At 66.2% G+C, this 23,380-nt stretch carries 25 protein-coding genes; 13 read left to right on the top strand and 12 right to left on the bottom strand.

Annotation, left to right across the window (positions count from 1 at the left end; genetic code table 11):
• Positions 1–24: 24 nt before the first annotated feature.
• Entirely contained in the window at positions 25–327 is a 303-nt protein-coding gene (locus tag AB3G45_RS24950; protein ID WP_367833089.1) for a SelT/SelW/SelH family protein, read from the bottom strand.
• Between the two features lie 179 nt (positions 328–506).
• On the opposite strand from AB3G45_RS24950, the gene AB3G45_RS24945 reads away from it, so the two are divergent.
• Entirely contained in the window at positions 507–956 is a 450-nt protein-coding gene (locus tag AB3G45_RS24945; RefSeq protein ID WP_367833088.1) for a DoxX family protein, read from the top strand.
• Here AB3G45_RS24945 and AB3G45_RS24940 read toward each other — a convergent pair.
• On the bottom strand, positions 947–1,345 hold the full coding sequence (locus AB3G45_RS24940) for a hypothetical protein (protein WP_367833087.1): 399 nt from the start codon (positions 1,343–1,345) through the stop codon (positions 947–949). The genes AB3G45_RS24945 and AB3G45_RS24940 overlap by 10 nt on opposite strands.
• Positions 1,346–1,537: 192 nt before the next feature.
• On the opposite strand from AB3G45_RS24940, the gene AB3G45_RS24935 reads away from it, so the two are divergent.
• Positions 1,538–2,299, top strand: coding sequence for a Crp/Fnr family transcriptional regulator (locus AB3G45_RS24935; RefSeq protein ID WP_367833671.1), 762 nt, complete (start codon positions 1,538–1,540; stop codon positions 2,297–2,299).
• 46 nt (positions 2,300–2,345) lie between these two features.
• Here the strand turns inward: AB3G45_RS24935 and pyrC are convergent, their stop codons facing one another.
• The 5 genes from pyrC to AB3G45_RS24910 form a co-directional block, all read right to left on the bottom strand.
• A complete protein-coding gene (gene pyrC, locus AB3G45_RS24930; RefSeq protein ID WP_367833086.1) occupies positions 2,346–3,386 on the bottom strand; it encodes a dihydroorotase in 1,041 nt (346 codons plus the stop codon).
• 61 nt (positions 3,387–3,447) lie between these two features.
• The gene (locus AB3G45_RS24925; RefSeq protein WP_367833085.1) at positions 3,448–4,071 is read right to left on the bottom strand and encodes a nucleoside triphosphate hydrolase; all 624 of its coding nucleotides are present in this window, start codon (positions 4,069–4,071) and stop codon (positions 3,448–3,450) included.
• The gene (locus tag AB3G45_RS24920) at positions 4,068–4,847 is read right to left on the bottom strand and encodes an ATP-binding cassette domain-containing protein (RefSeq protein WP_367833084.1); all 780 of its coding nucleotides are present in this window, start codon (positions 4,845–4,847) and stop codon (positions 4,068–4,070) included. The genes AB3G45_RS24925 and AB3G45_RS24920 overlap by 4 nt, the downstream gene beginning before the upstream one ends.
• A complete protein-coding gene (locus tag AB3G45_RS24915) occupies positions 4,847–5,929 on the bottom strand; it encodes an ABC transporter permease (protein ID WP_367833083.1) in 1,083 nt (360 codons plus the stop codon). The genes AB3G45_RS24920 and AB3G45_RS24915 overlap by 1 nt, the downstream gene beginning before the upstream one ends.
• A 262-nt stretch (positions 5,930–6,191) precedes the next feature.
• The gene (locus AB3G45_RS24910) at positions 6,192–7,217 is read right to left on the bottom strand and encodes a sugar ABC transporter substrate-binding protein (RefSeq protein ID WP_367833082.1); all 1,026 of its coding nucleotides are present in this window, start codon (positions 7,215–7,217) and stop codon (positions 6,192–6,194) included.
• Between the two features lie 287 nt (positions 7,218–7,504).
• On the opposite strand from AB3G45_RS24910, the gene AB3G45_RS24905 reads away from it, so the two are divergent.
• The 3 genes from AB3G45_RS24905 to AB3G45_RS24895 all read left to right on the top strand — a co-directional run bounded on the left by AB3G45_RS24905 (position 7,505) and on the right by AB3G45_RS24895 (position 9,886).
• Positions 7,505–8,734, top strand: coding sequence for an ROK family transcriptional regulator (locus AB3G45_RS24905; RefSeq protein WP_367833081.1), 1,230 nt, complete (start codon positions 7,505–7,507; stop codon positions 8,732–8,734).
• Positions 8,735–8,855: 121 nt separating this feature from the next.
• Positions 8,856–9,032: a hypothetical protein gene (locus tag AB3G45_RS24900; protein ID WP_367833080.1), complete on the top strand. Its 177-nt coding sequence runs from the start codon at positions 8,856–8,858 to the stop codon at positions 9,030–9,032.
• 128 nt (positions 9,033–9,160) lie between these two features.
• Positions 9,161–9,886 carry a type 1 glutamine amidotransferase gene (locus AB3G45_RS24895; RefSeq protein WP_367833670.1) on the top strand — a complete coding sequence of 242 codons (726 nt, stop codon included), beginning with the start codon at positions 9,161–9,163 and terminating at the stop codon, positions 9,884–9,886.
• Between the two features lie 47 nt (positions 9,887–9,933).
• Here AB3G45_RS24895 and lepA read toward each other — a convergent pair whose 3' ends face one another.
• Together lepA and AB3G45_RS24885 are read right to left on the bottom strand one after the other, a co-directional pair.
• Positions 9,934–11,766 (bottom strand): translation elongation factor 4, encoded by a 1,833-nt coding sequence (lepA, locus tag AB3G45_RS24890; protein ID WP_367833079.1) that lies wholly within the window; start codon positions 11,764–11,766, stop codon positions 9,934–9,936.
• Between the two features lie 61 nt (positions 11,767–11,827).
• Positions 11,828–13,078: an MFS transporter gene (locus tag AB3G45_RS24885; protein ID WP_367833078.1), complete on the bottom strand. Its 1,251-nt coding sequence runs from the start codon at positions 13,076–13,078 to the stop codon at positions 11,828–11,830.
• Between the two features lie 151 nt (positions 13,079–13,229).
• Between AB3G45_RS24885 and AB3G45_RS24880 the strand changes: the two genes are divergently transcribed.
• On the top strand, positions 13,230–13,799 hold the full coding sequence (locus AB3G45_RS24880; protein ID WP_367833669.1) for a helix-turn-helix domain-containing protein: 570 nt from the start codon (positions 13,230–13,232) through the stop codon (positions 13,797–13,799).
• A gap of 14 nt (positions 13,800–13,813) precedes the next feature.
• Positions 13,814–14,359 (top strand): N-acetyltransferase family protein, encoded by a 546-nt coding sequence (locus AB3G45_RS24875; RefSeq protein ID WP_367833077.1) that lies wholly within the window; start codon positions 13,814–13,816, stop codon positions 14,357–14,359.
• 55 nt (positions 14,360–14,414) lie between these two features.
• Here the strand turns inward: AB3G45_RS24875 and AB3G45_RS24870 are convergent, their stop codons facing one another.
• Both AB3G45_RS24870 and AB3G45_RS24865 read right to left on the bottom strand, forming a co-directional pair.
• On the bottom strand, positions 14,415–15,032 hold the full coding sequence (locus tag AB3G45_RS24870) for a transglutaminase-like cysteine peptidase (RefSeq protein ID WP_367833076.1): 618 nt from the start codon (positions 15,030–15,032) through the stop codon (positions 14,415–14,417).
• Positions 15,033–15,140: 108 nt separating this feature from the next.
• Positions 15,141–15,959: an alpha/beta hydrolase gene (locus AB3G45_RS24865; RefSeq protein ID WP_367833075.1), complete on the bottom strand. Its 819-nt coding sequence runs from the start codon at positions 15,957–15,959 to the stop codon at positions 15,141–15,143.
• A 228-nt stretch (positions 15,960–16,187) separates the two neighbouring features.
• Here AB3G45_RS24865 and infC point away from each other — a divergent pair, with 228 nt between their 5' ends.
• The 5 genes from infC (at position 16,188) to pheT (ending at position 21,386) form a co-directional block, all read left to right on the top strand.
• Complete coding sequence (gene infC, locus AB3G45_RS24860; RefSeq protein WP_367833668.1) at positions 16,188–16,724, top strand: translation initiation factor IF-3; 537 nt, start codon at positions 16,188–16,190, stop codon at positions 16,722–16,724.
• 217 nt (positions 16,725–16,941) lie between these two features.
• On the top strand, positions 16,942–17,145 hold the full coding sequence (gene rpmI / locus AB3G45_RS24855) for a 50S ribosomal protein L35 (protein WP_024270153.1): 204 nt from the start codon (positions 16,942–16,944) through the stop codon (positions 17,143–17,145).
• A 39-nt stretch (positions 17,146–17,184) separates the two neighbouring features.
• Entirely contained in the window at positions 17,185–17,589 is a 405-nt protein-coding gene (rplT, locus tag AB3G45_RS24850; RefSeq protein ID WP_367833074.1) for a 50S ribosomal protein L20, read from the top strand.
• Between the two features lie 262 nt (positions 17,590–17,851).
• Complete coding sequence (pheS, locus tag AB3G45_RS24845; protein ID WP_367833073.1) at positions 17,852–18,937, top strand: phenylalanine--tRNA ligase subunit alpha; 1,086 nt, start codon at positions 17,852–17,854, stop codon at positions 18,935–18,937.
• 22 nt (positions 18,938–18,959) lie between these two features.
• Positions 18,960–21,386, top strand: coding sequence for a phenylalanine--tRNA ligase subunit beta (gene pheT / locus AB3G45_RS24840; protein WP_367833072.1), 2,427 nt, complete (start codon positions 18,960–18,962; stop codon positions 21,384–21,386).
• A gap of 47 nt (positions 21,387–21,433) precedes the next feature.
• Here the strand turns inward: pheT and mbfA are convergent, their stop codons facing one another.
• Positions 21,434–22,417, bottom strand: coding sequence for an iron exporter MbfA (gene mbfA / locus AB3G45_RS24835; RefSeq protein WP_367833071.1), 984 nt, complete (start codon positions 22,415–22,417; stop codon positions 21,434–21,436).
• A gap of 119 nt (positions 22,418–22,536) precedes the next feature.
• Between mbfA and AB3G45_RS24830 the strand changes: the two genes are divergently transcribed.
• Positions 22,537–23,361, top strand: coding sequence for a lipo-like protein (locus AB3G45_RS24830; RefSeq protein ID WP_367833070.1), 825 nt, complete (start codon positions 22,537–22,539; stop codon positions 23,359–23,361).
• Positions 23,362–23,380: the final 19 nt, after the last annotated feature.

Below are 23,380 nucleotides of genomic sequence, written 5' to 3'. Positions count from 1 at the left end.
GGGCCTCGGCCCGCCGTTTTCGTTTCAGCCCTGGTCGCTGTCAGCGGTGCGGTCGACGTGGCCCAGGTCGCGGCCCGGCTCGATGATGTCGCGCACGCGCTGCTTCAGTTCCTTCGGCCCGGGAAAACCGCCGTCGCGCTTGCGCTCCCAGACCAGCGCCGCGCCGACGCGGATCTCGAAATTGCCGCCCGTGCCGGGAATGAGCGCCACCTCGCCGAGCCCGTCGGAAAAGGTCGAAAGCAGCTCCTGCGCCATCCAGCCGGCACGCAGCAGCCAGTTGCACTGGGTACAGTAGAGAATGGAAACGCGCGGCTTTTCCCCGGTCATGGTCACCTCCTGAGCGATGGCGAAAGCATATAGCAGCCGCGCCCTCTTGGCACGCGCCCGCTCGCGGCCTCCTCACAGAAATGTCAACTGAATTCATCATGTTTTGTTGGCGGGCATCTTGTTGCAACCCGATTCCTGGAGGAGACGTGGTGCACTGCAACATACCCACAGGAGATCCCATGACAGAGCTTGCTGGCAACCGCCCCCGCCTCATCATCCCCTCGCTCGGCGGCCTCTATGCCGCGCTCGGCGAAAGCGCGGAAACGATCCTGCGCGTCGCTGCCGGCGCGCTGCTCGTCACGCACGGTTACGGCAAGATCCTCAACCCCTTCGGCGCCAGCGGCATGGTCGAGAGCCTCGGTTTCTATCCCGGTGCCTTCTGGTCGCCGCTTCTTGCCGCCACCGAATTCTTCGGCGGCATTCTGCTGACGATCGGCCTCTTCACGCGCCCGGCCGCCTTTGCGGCGATGATCGTGCTCGCCGTCACGGTCTATTTCCACGGCATCGTGCGGGCCGAGGGCCTGATGGGCGCGGAAAAGTCCATCCTGTGGGCGCTGATCATGTTCTATTTCGTGATCCGCGGCGCGAACGGCCATTCGGTCGATGCCAGGCTCGGCCGTCAGTTCTGATATGCTTCCCCGGCCGGCCGCGGCTTCTGCCGCAGCCGGCCCGTGACATGCGCGACCAGCGTCTCGCCATCATGGGGCTTCATGAGGACGGGGATGACCTCGAAGCCTTCGACGCCGTCGCGATGGTTGTCGCCGACGGTCGTGAAGAGCAGCGGCACGCCGTTCGCCACCAGGCGTTCGACGCGCTCCCTGATCTGTGCGGCATCGAGCGGCACGTCGAGCAGGCAGAGATCGACATCGGCGAGCATGGCCGTCTCCCACTGATCGAGCTGTTCGGGCCGCAGCAGGGTCGTCCGGCAGTTCAATGCCGCCTTGATCAGGTATTCCGCGTCGAGCGCGATCAGGAATTCGCGTTCGGCGATCAAGATGTGCGGAAGTGAATGGTCCATGGCGCCGCACTCCTCGTCCATGTGGAACCGCCGGATATGGCGGCGGTTCGGGAGGCGGACTGTGGGCCCGGCCCCGCGGACATGTCATTTAAAAAAGACATAGCGTGCCCGCGATGGAACAACCGCGCCCGCGCGGCGTTTTCCGGGCCAGCCCGCGGGGGGCCGGGCAGGAACGGGACAGGCGGGGGCATGATGGCGGATGGTGCGGCGGTCAATCAGAAAGCCAGGTGGCGCACGCCCTGTCAGCAATGTCCCCTGCGCAGCCTTTCGACCTTCCGGGATTTTTCGGCGCGGGAACTGGATTTCGTCTCGCAGTTCAAGAGCGGCGAGCTTTCCAGCGAACGCGGCGCGACGATCCTCGTCGAGGGCATGCACAGCGCCCATCTCTTCACCGTGCTGTCGGGCTGGGCCTTCCGCTATAAGCTTCTGCCGGACGGCCGCCGGCAGATCATGAACTATCTCCTGCCGGGCGATCTCATCGGCCTGCAGGGAAGCCTGATGGGCGAGATGGACCATTCCGTCGAGGCGCTGACGCCGGTCACGCTCTGCGTCTTCGAGCGTGCGAAGCTGGAGCAACTGTTCGAGCGCCATGCCTCGCTCGCCTATGACCTCACCTGGATCGCCGCGCACGAGGAGCGCATCCTCGACGAGCACCTGCTCTCCATCGGCCGGCGCTCGGCGCTGGAGCGCACGGCCTACCTGCTCTCCTTCATCCACCAGCGTGCCCATTCGGCTGGTCTCAATGGCGGGCGGCGGGTCATTCCCATCACGCAGCAGCATGTCGCCGATACGCTCGGCCTCTCGCTCGTCCACACCAACAAGACGTTGCGCAAGCTTGCCGACCGCACGCTGATGCGCTGGCAGGACAAGGGCTGCGAAATCCTCGACGCAGATGGCCTTCAGGCGCTTGCCGGCTGGGAAGGGCTGAAGGAAGGAGCGCGCCCCTTCATCTGATCCTTCTTGCCGACGCAAAGCCGCTGCGCATTCCTACTGGAACTGCTCAGGCGACGTCCCAGTGCAGCGGGAACATCGGGTCGAATACCGTCACCGGCCCTGCGCCCGTGTCGACCTTCGCCGGGAAGGCGACGGGCTCCGCGCGCCGGACGAGGCGGATCGTCTCCCGGTTGACGGGCAGGCCGTACCAGGCGGGACCGTTCAGCGAGGCGAAGGCTTCGAGCCTGTCGAGTGCGCCGTTCTCCTCGAAGACATGGGCAAGGCAGCTCATCGTGTTGATCGAGGTATAGACGCCGGCGCAGCCGCAGGCGCATTCCTTCAGCGGATCGACATGCGGCGCGGAATCGGTGCCGAGGAAGAAGCGCTGGTCGCCGGAGGTCGCGGCGGCGCGCAGCGCCAGCCGGTGCTCCTCGCGCTTGGCGACGGGCAGGCAGTAGTAATGCGGCTTGATGCCGCCGACGAGGATCGCGTTGCGGTTGATGATGAGGTGATGCGTGGTGATCGAGCCGGCAAGGTTCGCCCTGGCGGACCTGATATAGTCGACCCCGTTCCTCGTCGTCACATGCTCCATGGTCACGCGCAGGTCCGGAAGGCGGGTGCGCAGCGGATCGAGCACCGTCTCGATGAACACGGCCTCGCGGTCGAAGATGTCGACCTCGGGCGTCGTCACCTCGCCGTGCACGCAGAGCGTCAGGCCGATCTTCGCCATGCGCTCCAACACGGGCATCGCCTTGTCCATGTCGCGCACGCCGCCATGCGAATTGGTCGTCGCGCCGGCGGGGTAGAGTTTGACGGCGCGGATGAGGCCGCTCGCATAGCCGGCTTCGACGTCGTCGGGATCGGTGTGCTCGGTGAGGTACAGCGTCATCAGCGGTTCGAACCGGTCGCCCTCGGGAAGGGCGGCGAGGATGCGGTCGCGATAGGCGCTCGCATCCGCGGTGGTGACGACCGGCGGCACGAGGTTGGGCATGATGATCGCGCGGGCGAAGTGCCGGCTGGTATCGCCGATCACGCCCTCCAGCATGGCCCCGTCGCGCAGGTGCAGGTGCCAGTCGTCCGGCCGGCGGATGGTGAGTTCTGTGGTCATCGGCGTTGCTCCCCGTCTGTGCGGGCTGCGATAGCATCCGGGGGGCGGAAGGACAATCGCTTCAGAAGATGTCGATGGTGAGGTCGGCGGGCCTGGAATTCTCCAGGATGCGCTTTCCGTTCGGCAGGTCGTTGCCGTAGAGCTTCCAGTGGATCTGGTCCTCCGGCAGCGCATAGCCCATCCAGCGCTGGCGAAGCCGCTCTTCCAGCACTTTGTAGGGCGGGCCGACGAAGATGGTGAAGTCGAAGACGCCGGCCAGCCGGTCCCAGGGCGCATCCTTGAAGAGCAGGTAGTTGCCTTCGGCGAGGATGAAGCGGGTCTGCTGCGGGATGGCGCGGGCGGCGTTGACGGCGAGTTCCCGCGACCGGTCGAAGACCGGCACGAGGACTTCGCCGTCGCCGCGTTTCAGCGCCGTGACGATATCGATGAAGCCGCGCCCGTCGAAGGATTCCGGCACGCCCTTGCGCTGGAGGAGCCCGCGCGCGGCGAGAATGCCGTTGTCCATGTGGAAACCGTCCATCGGCAGGATTTCCGCCGTCTCGCCACGGGCGCTCAGACCGTCCCTCAGCACCTCGGCCAGCGTCGACTTGCCGGCGGCCGGCGGGCCGGCGAGGCCCACGAGGAAACGGCGCGCGTCCCCGGCGCGCCGCTGGATTGCATCGACGATCGTAGCGGGTGCGATCATGCCGCCATCGCCTCCGAAGGCAGCTTGGCGCCGGTCATGAAGGCGACGGCGTCGGACATGGTGTAGTCCTTCGGGTCGATGACCGTCAGCCGCCGGCCGAGCCGGTGGATGTGGATGCGGTCCGCCACCTCGAAGACATGCGGCATGTTGTGCGAGATGAGCACGATCGGGATGCCGCGCCGGCGCACGTCGAGGATGAGTTCCAGGACGCGCCGGCTCTCCTTGACGCCGAGTGCCGCCGTCGGTTCGTCGAGGATGATGACCTTCGAGCCGAAGGCGGCGGCGCGCGCCACCGCGACACCCTGGCGCTGGCCGCCCGAGAGCGTCTCCACCGCCTGGTTGATGTTCTGGATCGTCATCAGTCCGAGCTCGGAGAGCTTGTCGCGGGCGAACTTCTCCATTGCCGAACGGTCGAGCTTGCGGAACACGCTGCCCATGACGCCCGGTTTGCGGATCTCGCGGCCGAGGAACATGTTGTCGGCGATCGACAGGGCCGGGGAGAGCGCGAGGTTCTGGTAGACGGTCTCGATGCCGGCCTTCTGCGCCTCGATCGGCGAACGGAAGTTGATCGGCTTGCCTTCCAGGCGGATTTCGCCTTCGTCCGGCGAGATGGCGCCGGATATCGCCTTGATCATCGAGGACTTGCCCGCGCCGTTGTCGCCGATCACGGCGAGGATCTCGCCGGGATAGAGGTCGAAGTCCGCATGGTCGAGGGCGGTGACGCGGCCGTAGCGCTTGACCAGTCCGCGGGCGGTGAGAATGGGTTCGAGTGCCATCAGCCTGCTACCTTTCTGATCCACTGGTCGATTGCGACCGCCGAGATGATGAGGACGCCGATCAGCAGATAGGTCCATTGCGGGTCCGTGCCGATGAGGCGAAGGCCGAGCGAGAAGACGCCGACGATCAGCGCCCCGAAGATCATGCCGAGGATCGAGCCGCGCCCGCCGAACAGCGAGAGGCCGCCGATCACCACGGCGGTGATCGATTCGATGTTGGCAAACTGGCCGGCGGTGGGCGAGACCGAGCCGATGCGGCCGATGAGGGCCCAGCCGGCGAGCGCGCAGATGAGGCCGGACAGCGTATAGACCGAGACAAGCATGCGCTTGACGTTGACGCCGGCAAGCTCGGCTGCGTCGGGGTCGTCGCCGACCGCATAGACATGGCGGCCCCAGGCGGTGTGGTTCAGCACGTACCAGAGCAGGGCGACGAGCAGCACCATGGCGATGACGCCGTAGGTGAAGACCGCACTGCCGAGCTTGATATTGTTGCCGAAGAACTGGAGGAGCGGCGCCTGCGAGGAGATGTCCTGCGAGCGGATCGTCTCGTTGGCCGAATAAAGGAAGTTCGAGGCGAGGATGATCTGCCACATGCCGAGCGTGACGATGAAAGGCGGCAGCTTCATGCGGGCGACGAGCAGGCCGTTGACATAGCCGCAGAATGCGCCGCAGGCGAGCCCGCAGGCGACCGCCGCCACCGGCGGCAGGCCGTAGCGGAAGGTGAACTGGCCCATCACGACGGAGGACAGCACCATGATGGCGCCGACCGAAAGGTCGATGCCGGCGGTCAGGATCACCAGGGTCTGCGCCGCGCCGACGATGCCGACGATCGCCACCTGCTGGAGGATGAGCGTCAGCGTGAAGGCGGAAAAGAACTTGCCGCCGAGCATGATGCCGAACACCGCGACCGAAAGCACGAGCACGATGAGCGGCACCGCGGAGGGGCTGCCGTGCAGGAAATGCTGGAATTTCTGGATGGGTGTCTTGTCGTGCGTGTCGAAGGAGGCGACCTGCGTCGCGCTGCCGGTCAGCACCTTCTCGAATTCCTGCGAAGGCTGCGAGGCCGTCGATGTCTCACTCATGATTTTCCTCCCCTTCCGGCGCCGACCGTCGCGGCTTGCCGGATGAAACGGTGCATGGACGCATCGGTAGAGCGCTTCGCGCACCTGCCGCCATCTGCGGGCGGTCTCCTCCTGCGGGCGGTCCGGCCATTGCCGTCGTGCCCCCCGTGAGGAAAAGTGCCCATGTCTCGTTGCGAATGTCAAAGCAGGGTCGGTCTTTGCCGCGACCCGATCCGCGTCCAAAGCGGAAAGCCGGCCCGGTCAAGCCGGGCCGGCGGGGGCATCAACCCCAGCACTTGTCCTTGCCGGCCTTGGTGTCGATGGATTCGACGCCTGCCGCAGGCTTGTCGGTGACGAGCGTCACGCCCGTGTCGAAGAAGTCCTTGCCTTCGGTGGCCTTCGGCTTCTCGCCGGTGTCGGCGAAGGTCTTGATGGCCTCGATGCCGAGGGCGGCCATCATCAGCGGGTACTGCTGCGAGGTCGCGCCGATCACGCCGTCGGCGACGTTCTGCACGCCCGGGCAACCGCCATCGACGGAAACGATCAGCACGTCGCCTTCCTTGCCGACGGCCTTCAGCGCTTCATAGGCGCCGGCAGCGGCCGGTTCGTTGATCGTGTGAACGACATTGATGGACGGGTCCTTCTGGAGAAGGTTCTCCATGGCGGTGCGGCCGCCCTCCTCGTTGCCGTTGGTCACGTCATGGCCGACGATGCGGGCATCGTCCTCGTCGCCGATCTTGGAAATGTCCTTCACGTCGATGCCGAAGCCCTTCATGAAGCCCTGGTTGCGCAGGACGTCGACCGAGGGCTGCGAGGGCGTCAGGTTCAGGAAGGCGATCTTCGCGTCCTTGGCGGCATCGCCGAGCGTCGCGGCGGCCCATTTGCCGATCAGTTCGCCGGCCAGCAGGTTGTCGGTGGCGAAGGTCATGTCGGCGCTGTCGAGCGGCTCGAGCGGCGTGTCGAGCGCGATGACGAGCAGGCCTGCATCACGCGCCTTCTGCACGGAGGGGACGATGCCCTTCGTGTCGGAGGCGGCGATCAGGATGCCCTTGGCGCCGTCGGCGATGCAGGTCTCGATCGCCGCGACCTGGCTTTCCGAATCGCCGTCGATCTTGCCGGCATAGGCCTTCAGCGTCACGCCGAGTTCCTTGGCCTTGGCTTCGGCGCCTTCCTTCATCTTGACGAAGAACGGGTTGGTGTCGGTCTTGGTGATCAGGCAGGCCGTGGTGTCGGCGGCGGCGGCCGGCGCGGAAAAGGCGACGCCGAGCGCGAGCGCACCGAGAGCGGCGGAAATGACGGTTTTCTTCATGGTATCCTCCCAAGGACGAAACAGGACACGCCCCTCTCCTGGGGCGATCCGGTCGCAGGGGGGCGGGCAGTTCCTCTGCCGGCCGATCCTCGCTTCCGTCTCCAAGAAAACACCAAAGGAAATGGCTGTCAATAAATAAATCGAATTGAATTATTTATTCGATATGGCATGCTTGCGGCAAGATCGGGCGGAAGGCCCCGCTGCGCATTTCCGGTGGAGAAGCGGAACGCCAGTCGATAAGAGGACGCTAAGGGCGCGCGGCGTCCGGTCCGGCACGGGAGGAGACGATGATAAGACAGGACGCGACGGCACAAGCCGTGCCGGCCGAAATCCTCGATCCGAGCGGGGGCGCCAACCAGGTGCGCGTGCGGGCCTATAACGAGCGCCTCGTCATGTCGCTGGTGCGCCGGCACGGCAGCCTGTCGAAGGCCGAGATCGCCCGGCGCAGCGGCCTCTCCGCCCAGACCGTCACCGTCATCATGCGCGTGCTGGAGGCCGAGGGGCTCTTGATGCGCGGCGAGCCGATGCGCGGCAAGGTCGGCCAGCCCTCCGTGCCCATGCGGCTCAATCCCGATGCCGTCTATTCCTTCGGCCTGAAGATCGGGCGCCGCAGCGCCGACCTCGTCATGATGGATTTCGTGGGCGGCATCCGCCGGCAGGTGCGCCGCACCTTCGCCTATCCCATGCCCGGCCCGCTGCTCGCCTTCGTCGTGGAGGGGCTTGCCGAACTGGAGGCGGCAATCACGCCGGAGGAGCGCGCGCGCATCGCCGGCTTCGGCATCGCCGCACCGTTCGAATTGTGGAGCTGGGCGAGCGAGGTGGGCGCGCCGCAGGCCGACATGGACCAGTGGCGCGCCTTCGACCTGGAGGCGGAGATCGCAAGCCGCGTTGCCTATCCCGTCGCGCTCCAGAACGACGCGACGAGCGCCTGCGCCGCCGAGCTCGTCTTCGGCCTCGGCCCGCAATATCCCGATTTCCTCTATCTCTTCATCGGCTCCTTCATCGGCGGCGGCGTGGTGCTGAATTCGGCGCTCTTCACCGGCCGCACCGGCACGGCGGGTGCCATCGGCCCCCTGCCGGTGCAGGGCCGCAACGGCGAGACGGTGCAGCTCCTGAAGATCGCCTCGATCTACCGCCTGGAAAACCTCCTGCGCGAGCACGGCATCGATCCGAAGCCGCTGTGGTATTCGCCGGATGGCTGGATCGACTTCGGCGAGCCGCTGGAAATCTGGATCGAGGACATGGCGGCCGCGCTGGCCCAGGCCGCCGTCGCCGCTGCCTCCGTCATCGACTTCTCCGCCGTCATCATCGACGGCGGCTTTCCCGCCTGGGTGCGCGAGCGCGTGGTCGCGGCGACGCGGGCCGCCGCCGCCCGCCTCGACCTCCAGGGCGTCACGCTGCCCGAGATCGTCGAGGGCGCCGTCGGCAGCGCCGCGCGCTCGATCGGCGGGGCGAGCCTGCCGCTCTTCTCCCGCTATCTTCCGGACCAGAACGTCCTCTTCAAGGAGCTTGCCTGAAGGCGGATCCGCAGCGGCGCGCGACGCCTGTTTCCCGCGGAACAGCGGCGGGCAGGGCGATGTGAGACCTTCTGATCACCGGATGAGAGAGGCTCATCCAGAAGAGATCAGGAGAGACCCCATGCGCAAGATCATCGTTTCCGCCACCCTCGTCCTCGTTGCCGCCGTTTCCTTCGCCGCCCCCTCGCAGGCCGGCTACTACAGCTACGGCTACCAGCCCCATTGCTTCATCAAGAAGGTGAAGTCCTACGACTACTACGGCAACGTCGTGATCCAGAAGATCCGCGTCTGCCGCTGATCGCTTCCTTCCGCCGATCCTCCCCGCCTTGCCCGGCTCGAAAGAGCCGGGTTCTTTCCGTCCGGGAGCCTTGAACGACGGCGGCAGGCATGGTTGTGTCGCGCGATATCGAGACGAGGGAGTTCGGCATGCGGGTTCTGGTGGTGGAAAACGACAAGGTGACGCTGCTCGGGCAGGTCGGCGTCGCGCTGGCGGAGGCGGGCGCCGAGATCGACCTCTGCCGCCCCCATGCCGGCGATGCCGTTCCGGCGGATGATGCGGCCCACGACGCCATCGTCGTCATGGGCGGCCCGCAGAACGCCCGCGACGACGCGCGCCACGGCTATCTGCCGGTGCTCGCCGCGCTGATGCGCCGTTTCGGCGATGCGGACAAGTCCGTGCTCGGCGTCTGTCTCGGCAGCCAGCTTCTCGCGCGGGCCTATGGCGCGGAGAACCTGATCGGCGCGGCGCCGGAATTCGGCTGGTGCACGGTGGCGCTGACGAAGGACGGCGCGGGCGATCCGGTGCTCTCGGCGGCGGCCGGCGCGTTCCCCATCTTCCAGTGGCATGACGACACGTTCACCCTGCCGGACGATGCGGTGCGTCTTGCCGGCAACGGCGCCGCCGAAAACCAGGCTTTCCGCATCGGCCGCGCCACCTACGGCACGCAATTCCATTTCGAGGCGAGCCGGGCGGTGGTGGACGGCTGGGTGGAAGCCTTCCCGCAGCTCATCGAATCGCGCCAGCCGGGCTGGCTCGCACGGCACGCCGCGCTGGCCGAGGAAAGCGGTCCGGACGCCGACGCCACGGGCCTTGCCATCGCGCGCGCCTGGGTGGCGACGATCGTTCCCGTCGCAACGCGCCAAGTCGCCTGACGCATGGCCGGCCGAAGCGGCATGGCTTCGGCGCGGGTCTTTCCGTTTTATTCGTCGCCCATCTTGAGCGCGGCGATGAAGGCTTCCTGCGGGATCTCCACCTTGCCGAACTGGCGCATGCGCTTCTTGCCGGCCTTCTGCTTGTCGAGCAGCTTGCGCTTGCGGGTGGCGTCGCCGCCGTAGCATTTGGCGGTGACGTCCTTGCGCAGCGCCGAAATGGTCTCGCGGGCGATCACGTTGCCGCCGATGGCGGCCTGGATCGGGATCTTGAACATATGCTTCGGGATCAGCTCCTTGAGCTTTTCGCACATGTCGCGGCCGCGCTTTTCCGCCGCCATGCGGTGCACCATCATGGACAGCGCATCGACCGGCTCGCCGTTGACGAGGATCGACATCTTCACCAGATGGCCTTCCTTGTGGTCGGTGATCTGGTAGTCGAACGAGGCGTAACCCTTGGAGATCGACTTCAGGCGGTCGTAGAAGTCGAAGACGACTTCGTTGAGCGGCAGGTCGTAGGTCAGCATGGCGCGGGTGCCCACGTAGGTCAGCTCGACCTGGATGCCGCGGCGGTCCTGGCAGAGCTTCAGGATGCCGCCGAGATAGTCGTCGGGCGTCAGGATCGTCGCGCGGATCCACGGCTCGTGGATTTCCGAGATCTTCACGACGTCGGGCATGTCGGCCGGGTTATGCAGCTCGCGCTCGGAGCCGTCCGTCATGAACAGCTTGTAGACGACCGAGGGCGCGGTCGCGATGAGGTCGAGGTCGAACTCGCGCTCCAGGCGCTCCTGGATGATTTCGAGGTGCAGCAGGCCGAGGAAGCCGCAGCGGAAGCCGAAGCCGAGGGCGGCGGAGCTTTCCATCTCGAAGGAGAAGGAGGCGTCGTTGAGGCGCAGCTTGCCCATCGCCGAGCGCAGGTCCTCGAAATCGGCCGCATCGACCGGGAAGAGGCCGCAGAAGACCACCGGCTGGGCCGGCTTGAAGCCCGGCAGGGCCTTTGCCGTCGGGCGCTTGTCCTCGGTGATCGTGTCGCCGACGCGGGTATCGGCCACTTCCTTGATCGAGGCGGTGATGAAGCCGATCTCGCCCGGGCCGAGCGAGTCCATGGCCACCATCTTCGGCGTCAGCACGCCGACGCGCTCGACCGTGTATTTCGCGTCCGTACCCATCATGCGCACGGTCTGGCCCTTCGAGAGCCGGCCCTCGATGACGCGCACGAGCACCATGACGCCGAGATAGGTGTCGTACCAGCTATCGACGAGGAGGGCCTTCAGCGGCGCCTTTTCGCCGCCCTCGCTCTTCGGCGCGGGCAGGCGCTTGACGATGGCTTCGAGCACGTCGGGAATGCCGAGGCCGGTCTTGGCCGAGATCAGCACGGCGTCGGAGGCGTCGATGCCGATCACTTCCTCGATCTGTTCCTTGATGCGGTCGGGCTCGGCCGCCGGCAGGTCGATCTTGTTGAGCACGGTGACGAGCTCGTGGTTGTTGTCGATCGCCTGGTAGACATTGGCGAGCGTCTGGGCTTCCACGCCCTGCGAGGCGTCGACGACGAGCAGCGAACCCTCACAGGCCGACAGCGAGCGCGAGACCTCGTAGGCGAAGTCGACGTGGCCGGGCGTGTCGATGAGGTTCAGCACATAGGTCTCGCCGTCGTTCGCCTTGTAGTGCAGGCGCACGGTCTGGGCCTTGATGGTGATGCCGCGCTCGCGCTCGATATCCATGTTGTCGAGGACCTGTTCCGACATCTCGCGGTCGGCAAGGCCGCCGGTCGACTGGATCAGCCGGTCGGCGAGCGTCGACTTGCCGTGGTCGATATGGGCCACGATCGAGAAGTTGCGGATATGGTCGAGGGGCGTCGAATTATTGGTGCTCATGCGCGCCATATAGCAGCGGGGAAGATTCCCGCAAAGCGGTAAATGAAGGGTTTCGCGCGCGCGAACGCCGCTATTCCGGGGCTTTGTCGCCTTCGACGAGCGCGCCGGCATTCGGCACCTGCGCGCTTCGGATCTCGAAGTTCTCCCGCGCCTCCGGCGGCACGGTCTCGCGCAGGCGCAGCCGCTGGGCGACGAAGGCGGCATAGAGAAGCGCCACGGCCATGGCGGCATAGATGAAGGTCTGCGGACCGAAGGCCGGGGTCAGCGCCGTCACGGCCAGCGGAACCAGCGTCGCCGATGTCGACCAGGCGACGAGCAGCGTCGAGGCGAGCGGCACGAAGTCCTCGGGGTCGGTGCGGTCGTTGGCATGGGCATTGGCGATCGAATAGACGCTCTCGACGGCGCCTGCCCAGAGCGCGAAGACGATCATGAGGATGACGAAGGCCTGGAAGGAGACGAAGAGGGCGGCGACCGCGGTGCCGGCGATCAGCAGGCAGGTGGCGATCAGCACGATGCGCCGGTCGATGCGGTCGGAAAGCGTGCCGAGCGGGTATTGCACGAAGATGAGGCCGAACTGCATCACGAACATCAGGAGCGCCACATCCGCCTGGCCGACCTCGTTGGTGGCGGCATAGATCGGCGTGAAGCCCTGCACGACCATGGAAAGGCCGCCGGCGGCGAGCACGCCGATCAGCGCGACGGGCGAGTTGCGCCAGGCCATGGCGAAATCGACGCTGACCCGGGCGGGCGCCGGCGGGGTGGGCAGCTTGGTGAGGCCGATCGGCAGCAGCGCGATGGTGGTGACGAAGATGGTGACGAGCGGCGCGAGGTTGCCGTCCGCCGGCATGCGGCCGAACAGCCACGCGCCGACGCCGAGCCCCAGCACATAGGCCATGTAGAAGAAGGACATGGCCTTGCCGCGCCAGCGATTGTCGGATGCATGGTTCAGCCAGCTCTGGGCGATGATGAAATTCGCATTGCCCGCCACGCCGTAGATGCCGCGGGCGACGATCCACAGGATCGGGTTGACGCCGAGCGCGACGAGGAAGGCGGCGACGATGACCAGCGCCAGCGAGCAGGAGAAGGCGCGGGCATGGCCGACGCGGCGGATGACGGGACCGGCGATGACGCAGCCCACCAGCCCGCCGAAGGCGATGGCGGTGACGGCGGCGCCAGGCGTCCAGGACGGCGCGTCGGCGCGCGACAGCACATAGGGCACATAAGCCAGCATGACGCCGTTGCCGATGGCGACGAAGGTCATCGAAACGACGATGGCGGTGATGGAAAAGAGCGAGGACGCCCGCTGTGCTTCACCTGTCATCCGCCCGCCCTCCGATTCTCGCTGCGGCACCTTAGCCGGCGGGAAGAGGTCGCATTGTCGCCGGAGCGGCATGGCCGGAAAATATTTTCAAGGCAGGGTCGGACCCGTTGACTCCATTATGAGAGAGAATTATTCCATGATAATGGAAATCATGATCGACCCTCTGGAAAGCGCCATCGGCGAGCGGGTGCGGCTGCTGCGCCTGGCGCGCGGCCAGACGCTGGACGACCTTGCGGCCGCTTCCGGCGTCAGCCGGGCGATGATCTCGCGCATCGAGCGCGGCGAGGCGAGCCCGACGGCGCAATTGCTCTCGCGGCTCTGCGCGGCGCTGGACCTGACGCTCTCCGCCTTCTTCGCGTTCTCCGAGGCGGCGGGCGATCCCCTGTCGCGGCGCGAGGACCAGGTGGTCTGGCGCGATCCCGAAACGGGCTACCAGCGCCGCGCCGTCTCTGCGCCCAACACGGCCTCGCGCGTTGAGGTGATCGACGTGACCTTTCCGCCGGGCGCGCGCATCGCCTATCCGCCGGAGACGGCCAAGGCCGGCATGACGCAGCATGTCTGGCTGTTTTCGGGCCGCCTGCGCATGACCCTTCGCGAGGCCGTGCGCGATCTTCGCCCCGGCGATTGCCTCTACATGAGCATCACCGAGGGCCATGTCTTCGAAAATCCCGGTGACGAACCGGCGCATTATGCCGTGGTGCTGGACCGCGGCCGCCCCTGAGCCATGAGGACGAGATGAGCGACATCAGGCTGCTCGATGCCGACGAGACCCAGGCCCGGATGGGCGAGCTGGCGGAGGTGCTGGCCGATTGCGTGACCGGCGGGGCCTCCGTCGGCTTCATGGCGCCCTACGGGCCAGCCGATGCGCTGCCCTTCTGGAAGGAGGTGGCGGCGGCGGTCGGCGCGGGGGCGACGCTGCTTTTTGCCGCCGAGCGCGCCGGGCGCATCGTCGGCACGGTGCAGGTCGGCATCCGTCAGATGCCGAACCAGCCGCACCGGGCGGATGTGAAGAAGCTGCTCGTCAGGGAAAGCGCGCGCGGCCGCGGCATCGCCCGCGCGCTGATGACGGTCGCGGAGGCGGAAGCCGCCCGGCGCGGCAAGACCGTGCTGGTGCTCGACACGGCCACGGGAAGTCCCGCCGAAACGGTCTACGAGCGCCTTGGCTGGCAGCGCGCCGGCGTCATTCCCGACTATGCGCTCTATCCCGACGGCCGCTTCTGCGCGACGACCTTCTTCTACAAGCGGATCGGCGAGGGGCCTCCGGCACAGGCCCCTTCATAACGGCAAAAGCCGCGGATCGCTCCGCGGCCTTCGCAGTCCCCCTTGGAAACGTGTCTTACTGGCCGACCGACGACACCATGAGGGCATCGCCGTTTTCGATCGAGACCCAGCGGCCGGCATGGAACGAGGCCTGGCGCTTCAGGTAGCGATAGGGCGTTTCCGTCCAGAGCTTGACCTCGTTGTTGAGGTTGTCGAGGACGAAGTCGCCTTCCGTGGTGCGCAGCGTCAGCACGGCATGGCCTTCGCCGTCGGGCTTGCGCACGACCGTGATCAGCAGGTCGCCGGCGGCAAAGCCCTTTTCGATCAGCTTCTTGCGCTTGAGCAGCACGTAATCCTCGCAGTCGCCCGCGCCATCCGGATAGGACCAGACCTCGTCCTTGCCGTAGAGGTCCTTGTCGGTCATCGGCGTGATGGCGCGGTTGGTGCCGGCATTGATCTCGCGCACCACCGTCCAGCCGAAGGCCGTCACCTTGGCGGGCGCCTGGCCGCGCACGCCGGCGCGGCACTCCGAAGCGTTGGTCTGACAGAATTCGTAGTGGCCGATCGGCTGGGACGTGATGCCGCCGGTCTGCATGGCCAATGCCGAGGCCGGTGCGGTGAAAGCCGAGGAAGAAGAAACGAGGAGGGCGAGCACCGCCGCAACCCCAGCCTTCGCACCAATCATTCGTGCCATGAAACGTCCCCTAATCGTTAACAAAGAGTTAACGGTCAGGTGGGGCCTTCGTCAATCATGAGAATTGGCGATGCGGGAATATGGTTAAAATATGATCCGGCCGGGGCCTCATTGCCCGCGGGCGAGGGCTTCCGCCGCCTCGAGGATCCTGGCGATGTCCTGCGGGCGCGACAGGCGGTGGTCGCCGTCGCGGATCATGGTCAGCACCACGTCGTCGCCGGAAAGGTGCTCCATCAGGCGCACCGCATGGCCGTAGGGCACGTCCGGATCGGCCATGCCCTGCAGGATATGCACGGGGCAGCCGGTCTCGATCGCGCCGGTCAGCACGCGGTTGTCGCGGCCGTCCTCGATGAGCTTTCTGGTGTAGATGTTCGGGTCGGGGCCGTAGGGCGTCGGCTCCTCGAACTGGCCGCGCTCGGCCAGCGCCGTGCGCTCGGCCTCCGTCAGGTTCGGCTCGATCAGTTCCGAGGTGAAGTCCGGCGCCGGCGCGACGAGCACCAGGCCGGCGACGTCGATGTCGCCGCGTCCGGCAAGTTCCGCGACGGCGCGCAGTGCGATCCACCCGCCCATCGAAGAGCCGACGAGCACGGCGCGGCGCGTGCCGAGCGCCCCTGCCGCGTGGTCGATCACCGCAAGCGCCTCCTCCAGCCAGCGCGAGATCGTGCCGTCGACGAAGGCGCCGCCCGAGGCGCCATGGCCGGAATAGTCGAAGCGCACGCAGCCGGTGCCGAGGCGGGCCGCAAGTCCGGCCAGCTCCACCGCCTTGGTGCCGGTCATGTCGGAGCGGTAGCCGCCGAGCCAGACGAAATGGGCGAGCGTATTGCCGGCGGCGGGCGGCTGGAGCGAAAGCGCGATCCGTCGCGCGTCGCCGCCTTCGCCGACGGTGATGAAATCCGCTCCGCTTCCATTGCCGTTCGTCGTCGCCATGCCTATCTCCTGTCCTGCGTCCCGGCTGCAAAACCGCCTGCCTGCCGGCTTTTTCGCGCAAGCTAGACCAGATTCGCGCGTGCAAGGACAGGTGGTGATTTTTTCCGCGCGGCATGCTATTGACTTCGCAAGCGCGATCAACACATTGCCGGAAAACGCCGCCAGGCGGGCAATCGGCCCGATCGACGCAGATCCATACTATCGAAACAGTTCGAGGAGAACACGACCATTCGCAGACCCTTCAAAGCGGAAGCCCCCGTCAAGGACGGCCCGCGCTCCAACAAGGAAATCCGGATCCCCCGGGTTCAGCTCATCGACGCCGAAGGCACCAACCACGGCATCGTTCCCACCGATCAGGCGCTCCGCATGGCCGAAGAAGCCGGCCTCGATCTCGTGGAGATTTCGCCGAACTCCGAACCGCCCGTCTGCAAGATCCTTGACCTGGGCAAGCTGAAATACGCCAACCAGAAGAAGGCGGCCGAAGCGCGCAAGAAGCAGAAGATCGTCGAGATCAAGGAAATCAAGATGCGCCCGAACATCGACACGCATGACTATGTCGTGAAGATGAAGGCGATGAACCGCTTCTTCGAAGAGGGCGACAAGGTCAAGGTGACCCTGAAGTTCCGCGGTCGCGAAATGGCCCACCAGGAACTCGGCATGAAGCTCCTGATGCAGGTCAAGGAAGACACGCTGACCATTGCCAAGGTGGAGGCCGAGCCGAAGCTCGAAGGCCGCCAGATGATGATGGTGCTGGCGCCGCGGTAACCGCGACTCCTGACCGCCGGATCGAAGCCGCCTTTCGGGGCGGCTTTTCCGTTTCTGCCTTCCGGATATCCGGCTTTGAGGATTCCGGTTGCGCTTTCGAGGGACATCGGTTACAAGCCGCCGTCCGAACGGTCCGGCAGGGCATGCCGTGGCCGTTCTTTACGCTGGAGCCGTGCATCGTCACGCGGCTCGAATTCAAGAAGAATGGAGTAGCAAAATGCCCAAGATGAAGACGAAGTCGTCTGCCAAGAAGCGGTTCAAGATCACCGCGACCGGCAAGGTCGTCGCTGCCGCTGCCGGCAAGCGCCACGGCATGATCAAGCGTACCAACAAGTTCATTCGCGACGCGCGCGGCACCATGGTGCTGGCCGAGCCCGATGGCAAGAAGGTCATCAAGAACTACCTGCCGAACGGTCTCTGAGACTCGTCGAGCGATTTGATACGTTAAGGAGATCATGACATGGCACGTGTAAAACGCGGCGTAACCTCCCACGCCAAGCACAAGAAGACGCTGAAGGCAGCCAAGGGCTTCTACGGCCGCCGCAAGAACACCATCCGCGCCGCCAAGGCCGCGGTTGATCGTTCCAAGCAGTTCGCCTACCGCGACCGCAAGGTCAACAAGCGCAATTTCCGCGCGCTCTGGATCCAGCGCATCAACGCTGCCGTCCGCGAGCACGGCCTGACCTATGGCCGCTTCATCGACGGCCTCAACAAGGCCGGCATCGAAGTCGACCGCAAGGTTCTGTCCGACATGGCGATCCATGAGACCGCAGCTTTCGGCGCGCTCGTCGCAGCCGCCAAGAAGGCGCTGGAATATCTCAAGGATGCCGGCATGAAGAACGAGTTTGAAGCCGCCGTAAACTGACCGGCGCTTCCACAACCAAAACATCGTTTCGTTGTGAAACCCGCGCCGGGGAACCGGTGCGGGTTTTTGCTTTACGGACCGGCCTTGTCGACGGGCCGGAGAGGGATGGCGGGCCGGCAGTCCCCGCCAACATTTTATGGCTCACCCGATTGATCGGGCGCGTGCACATGGGTAGTGATCTGCGACGCTTCCTCGCCGCAACCCGCTATCTGTCGCAGGTTCTCTCAAGCCCGCGCGGCCGACGCAAGCAAAGCAGGTAAAGATGACTGAACTCGACACACTGGAACATGGCCTCCTTTCCGCCGTTGCCGAAGCCTCCGACGAGGCGTCGATCGAAGCCGTGCGCGTCGGCGCGCTCGGCAAGAAGGGCTCCGTCTCCGAGCTCCTGAAGACGCTCGGCACCATGTCGCCGGAAGAGCGCCAGACCCGCGGCGCGGCGATCAACGCGCTGAAGACCCGCGTCGCCGACGCGATCACCGAACGCAAGATGGCGCTGCGCGATGCCGCCATCGAGGCGCGCCTTGCCGCCGAGACGGTGGACGTCAGCCTGCCGGTGCGCTCCTCGCCCGCCGAGCGCGGCCGCATCCATCCGATCAGCCAGATCGTCGACGAGATCACCGCGATCTTCGCCGACATGGGTTTTTCCATTGCCGAAGGTCCGGATATCGAGACCGACTATTATAACTTCACCGCGCTGAACTTCCCCGAGGGCCATCCGGCCCGCGAAATGCACGACACGTTCTTCTTCCCGGCGGACGAGGACGGCGCGCGCAAGGTGCTGCGCACGCATACCTCGCCCGTGCAGGTGCGCACGATGGAGGCGCAGAAGCCGCCGATCCGCATCATCATCCCCGGCAAGACCTACCGGCAGGATTCGGACGCCACCCATTCGCCGATGTTCCACCAGGTCGAGGGCCTCGTGGTCGACAGGAAGGCGAACGTCGCCAATATGCGCTGGGTGCTGGAGGAGTTCTGCAAGGCCTTCTTCGAGGTCGACAGCGTCACCATGCGCTTCCGCCCCTCCTTCTTCCCGTTCACGGAGCCGTCCTTCGAGGTCGATATCCAGTGTGACCGCTCCTCGGGTCCGATCGTCAAGTTCGGCGAGGGCACGGACTGGATGGAGATCCTCGGCTGCGGCATGGTGCACCCCAACGTGCTGCGTGCCGGCGGCCTCGATCCCGACGAATACCAGGGCTTTGCCTGGGGCATGGGCCTCGACCGCATCGCCATGCTCAAATACGGCATGCCGGACCTGCGCGACTTCTTCAACGCCGACGTCCGCTGGTTGAGCCACTACGGCTTCCGCCCGCTCGACATGCCGACCCTGTTCGGCGGCCTCAGCGCATAACCGGCATCCAAGGAGAAAGATCATGAAATTCACCCTCTCCTGGCTGAAGGACCATCTCGATACCGACGCCACGCTCGAAGAGATCTGCGCGAAGCTGACGGCGATCGGCCTCGAAGTGGAAGACGTCGACGACAAGGCGGCCTTCAGGCCCTTTGTCATCGCCAAGGTCGTCTCTGCCGAACAGCATCCGAATGCCGACAAGCTGCGCGTGCTGATGGTCGATACCGGCAAGGGCGACCCGATCCAGGTCGTCTGCGGCGCGCCGAATGCGCGTGCCGGCCTCGTCGGCGCCTTCGCGGCGCCCGGCACCTATGTGCCCGGCATCGACGTGACGCTTGCCGTCGGCACCATCCGTGGCGTCGAGAGCCGCGGCATGATGTGCTCGGAGAAGGAGCTGGAAATCTCCGACAACCATGACGGCATCATCGACCTGCCGGCCGATGCGCCGGTCGGCCAGAGCTATGCCGCCTATGCCGGCCTTGACGATCCGGTCATCGAGATCAACCTGACGCCGAACCGCCCGGACTGCACGAGCATTTTCGGCATCGCCCGCGATCTCGCCGCCTCCGGCCTCGGCACGCTCAAGGCCCCGAAGGCGCCGTCCTTCAAGGTCGAGGGCGAGACGCCGGTCAAGGTGAAGCTGGAACTCGGCGGCGACGATCACCTGTGCCCGGGCTTCGCGCTCCGCCTCGTGCGCGGCGTCAGGAACGGCCCGAGCCCGCGCTGGATGCAGCAGCGGCTTCTCGCCATCGGCCTTCGCCCGATCAACGCGCTGGTCGACATCACCAACTACATGACCTTCGACCAGGGCCGCCCGCTGCACGTCTTCGACGCGGCCAAGGTGAAGGGCGACCTCGTCGTGCGCCGCGCGGCCGAGGGTGAGACGGTGCTGGCGCTCGACACGCGCGAATACACGCTGAACTCCTCCAATGTCGTCATCGCCGACGGGAACGGCGTCGAATCGATCGGCGGCATCATGGGCGGCGAACATTCGGGCTGCGACGAGACCACCGTCGACGTGCTGATCGAATCGGCGCTCTGGGACCCGATGAACATCGCCAAGTCCGGCCGCGGGCACGGCATCATCACCGATGCGCGCTACCGCTTCGAGCGCGGCGTCGACCCGCAATATATGGTGCCCGGCCTGGAACGCGCCACCGAGCTGGTGCTGGAACTCTGCGGCGGCGTGGCCGCCAAGACGGATGTCGTCGGCTACAAGGGCTATGAGGCCAAGGTCGTCGATTTCCCCTTCTCCGAGGTCAAGCGCCTGACGGGCCTTGACGTCTCCCCGGAAGAGAGCGTGGACATCCTGACGCGCCTCGGCTTCACCGTCACAGGTGCGGGCGAGCGCGTCTCCGTCGCGGTGCCCTCCTGGCGTCCCGACGTCGAGGGCAAGGCGGATCTCGTGGAAGAGGTCATGCGCATCCACGGCGTCGACAATATCAAGCCGGCGCCGCTCGAAAGCCACGGCGCGGTCAACGGCCGCATCCTGACCACGCTGCAGATCCGCTCGCGCCTTGCCAAGCGGGCGCTTGCCTCGCGCGGCATGCTGGAAGCCGTCACCTGGTCCTTCATCCCGAAGGCCCATGCCGAACTCTTCGGCGGCGGCGCGGCCTCGCTGGCGCTTTCCAACCCGATCGCGTCGGACATGTCGGACATGCGCCCCTCGCTGCTGCCGGGCCTCATCGCCGCCGCGCAGCGCAATGCCGACAAGGGGCATAGTGACGTCGCGCTCTTCGAGGTCTCCGGCACCTATGAGAACGACCGGCCCGAAGGGCAGCGCCGCGTCGCCGGCGGCGTGCGCCGCGGCACGGCGTCGCTTTCCGGTTCCGGCCGCCTCTGGTCGAATGCCGCCAAGGGCGGCGGCAAGCCGGTCGACGTCTATGACGCGAAGGCCGATGCGCTCGCCGTGATCGAGGCCTGCGGCCTGCCGATGGGCAATGTGCAGATCGAGCCCGGCGCACCCGGCTGGTATCACCCCGGCCGCTCCGGCACGATCAAGATGGGCCCGAAGATCGTGCTCGGCACGTTCGGCGAGTTCCACCCGAAGGCGCTCGGCGCGCTCGACGTATCGGGCGCCCTTTGCGGCTTCGAGATCTTCATCGATGCCATGCCGGAGCCGAAGAAGAAGGCGACCCGCACCAAGCCGGCGCTCGACCTTTCGCCCTTCCAGGCCGTCAGGCGCGACTTCGCCTTCGTCGTCGACAAGACGGTGGAAGCCGGCGCCATCGTGCGCGCGGCGACGGGCGCCGACCGCAAGCTGATCGCCGCCGTCAACGTCTTCGACGTCTTCGAGGGCGCTTCGCTCGGCGAAGGCAAGAAGTCGATCGCCATCGAAGTCGTCTTCCAGCCGACCGACAAGACGCTGACGGACGAGGATTTCGAGGCGTTGACGGCGAAGATCGTCGGCAATGTGGTGAAGACCACCGGCGGCACGCTGCGGGCATAGTCGGCAGGCGCGGCAGCCCCTCATCCGGCTGCCGCTGCCTTCAATCCTCACGCATTGCCGATCAAGACGCCTGCGGCCAGCACCAGGCTGCCGCCGAGCACCACCTGCAGCACGGCGCGGAAGAACGGCGTTTCCATGAAGCGGTTCTGGATGAAGGCGATCGCCCACAGTTCGACGAAGACGACGAGGATGGCGATCATCGTCGCCAGGAAGAAATTCGGGATGAGATAGGGCAGGGCATGGCCGAGGCCGCCCAGCGCCGTCATGATGCCGGAGGCAAGGCCCCGCTTGACCGGCGAGCCGCGGCCGGAGAGCTTGCCGTCGTCATGGGCGGCCTCCGTGAAGCCCATGGAGATGCCCGCGCCAACCGAGGCGGAAAGGCCGACCAGAAACGTCTGCCAGGTATCCTGCGTGGCGAAGGCGGCGGCGAAGATCGGCGCGAGCGTCGAGACCGAGCCGTCCATCAGACCGGCAAGGCCCGGCTGCACATAGGTCAGCACGAATTGCCGCCGCGCCGTCTGGTCCTCCTCGACCTTCACGTCGGCGGGCGTGTGCTGCTCGCCGAGCCGGCGGGCAAGGGACTCGTGCGATTTCTCCGCCAGCGCCAGATCACCGAGCAGTTTTCGCGTCGCCGCGTCCTTCGTGCGCGCGGCGGCGGCCAGATAGAAGCGGTGCGCCGCCTCCTCCATCGCCTCGGCCTGGGCGCGGATCGCCCCGATATGCATGTTGCCGATGAGCCAGTCCGGCTTGCGCTCCGGGAAATCGCGCACATATTCGCGCCGCACCAGCGGGATGCGGTCGCCGAAGCGCGCCACATGGCGGTCGATCAGCATCTGGCGGTGATGGCTCTCCTCCTCCGCCATGTCCTCGAAGATGCGGGCGGAATGCGGGTAGGCCTCGCGCAGCGCATCCGCATAGGCCAGATAGATGCGCCCGTCGTCCTCTTCCGAGGAGATGGCGAGGGCAAGGATTTCCTGTTCGCTCAAGGATTCCAGGCTGCGTTTGCCGGGGCGGAAAAGGCGGGAGAACATCGGTGAGTGTCCAGTTTAGAATAATTCTAAATATAGGAGGAAGCCCGTTCCGGTCAAGCTCGACAGATTGTCGCCGGTGGCGCTAGAGTGGCCGGAGCCGAGACCGCGAAGGAGGTGACGTGACAGCCGGACTGAAGCCGCTTACCGCTAGCCGCGACACGCTGCTCGATCGCCTCGGCCGCCGTTTCGCCGACAAGCTGCAAAGCCAGACCTCCGGCTACGAGCCCTACACGCCCTCCGACCCGGAAACGCTGGCGCGCACGTTGCGGGCGGGCGATATCCTGCTCGTGGAAGGCAACCAGAAGGTCTCGGCGGCGATCAAGTACCTGACGCAATCGACCTGGTCGCATGCCGCGCTCTTCGTCGGCGACGAGGTGCCGCTGACGCTGGACCAGGCAACGCTGCCCGCCATCGAGCGGCCGCAGCTCATCGAGGTCAATCTCGGCGAGGGCTGCGTCGCGGTGCCGCTGGCCAAGTACCGCACCTACAACACGCGCATCTGCCGGCCGGTCGGGCTGACGCCGGAGGATCGCGATGCGCTCGTCGCCTTCATGGTCTCGCGCCTCGGGCTGAAATACGACCTGAAGAACATCACCGACATGCTGCGCTATTTCATGCCCACGCCGCCCGTGCCGGTGCGCTGGCGCCGCCGGCTGATCGCCTTCGGTTCAGGCGATCCGACGCGGGCGATCTGCTCGACGCTGATTGCGGAAGCCTTCGAGACGATCCGCTATCCGATCCTGCCGGAGATCACGCGTGCGCCCGGCCGTGCGGCGGCGACCTCGAGCTATTCGCGCGAGGAGATCCTGCATATCCGCCATCATTCGCTCTATACGCCGCGCGACTTCGACCTCTCGCCCTATTTCGAGATCGTCAAGCCGACCCTGGAATACGGGTTCGACTACAAGCGGCTGGAATGGGCGCCGAGCCGCGAAGGGCCGTGACGGCCCCGCGCACGACCCT

Origin of the sequence: Shinella sp. S4-D37, assembly GCF_040812195.1 — a bacterium.
GTDB lineage: Bacteria > Pseudomonadota > Alphaproteobacteria > Rhizobiales > Rhizobiaceae > Shinella.
This window is presented reverse-complemented; position numbering and strand designations above follow the sequence as displayed.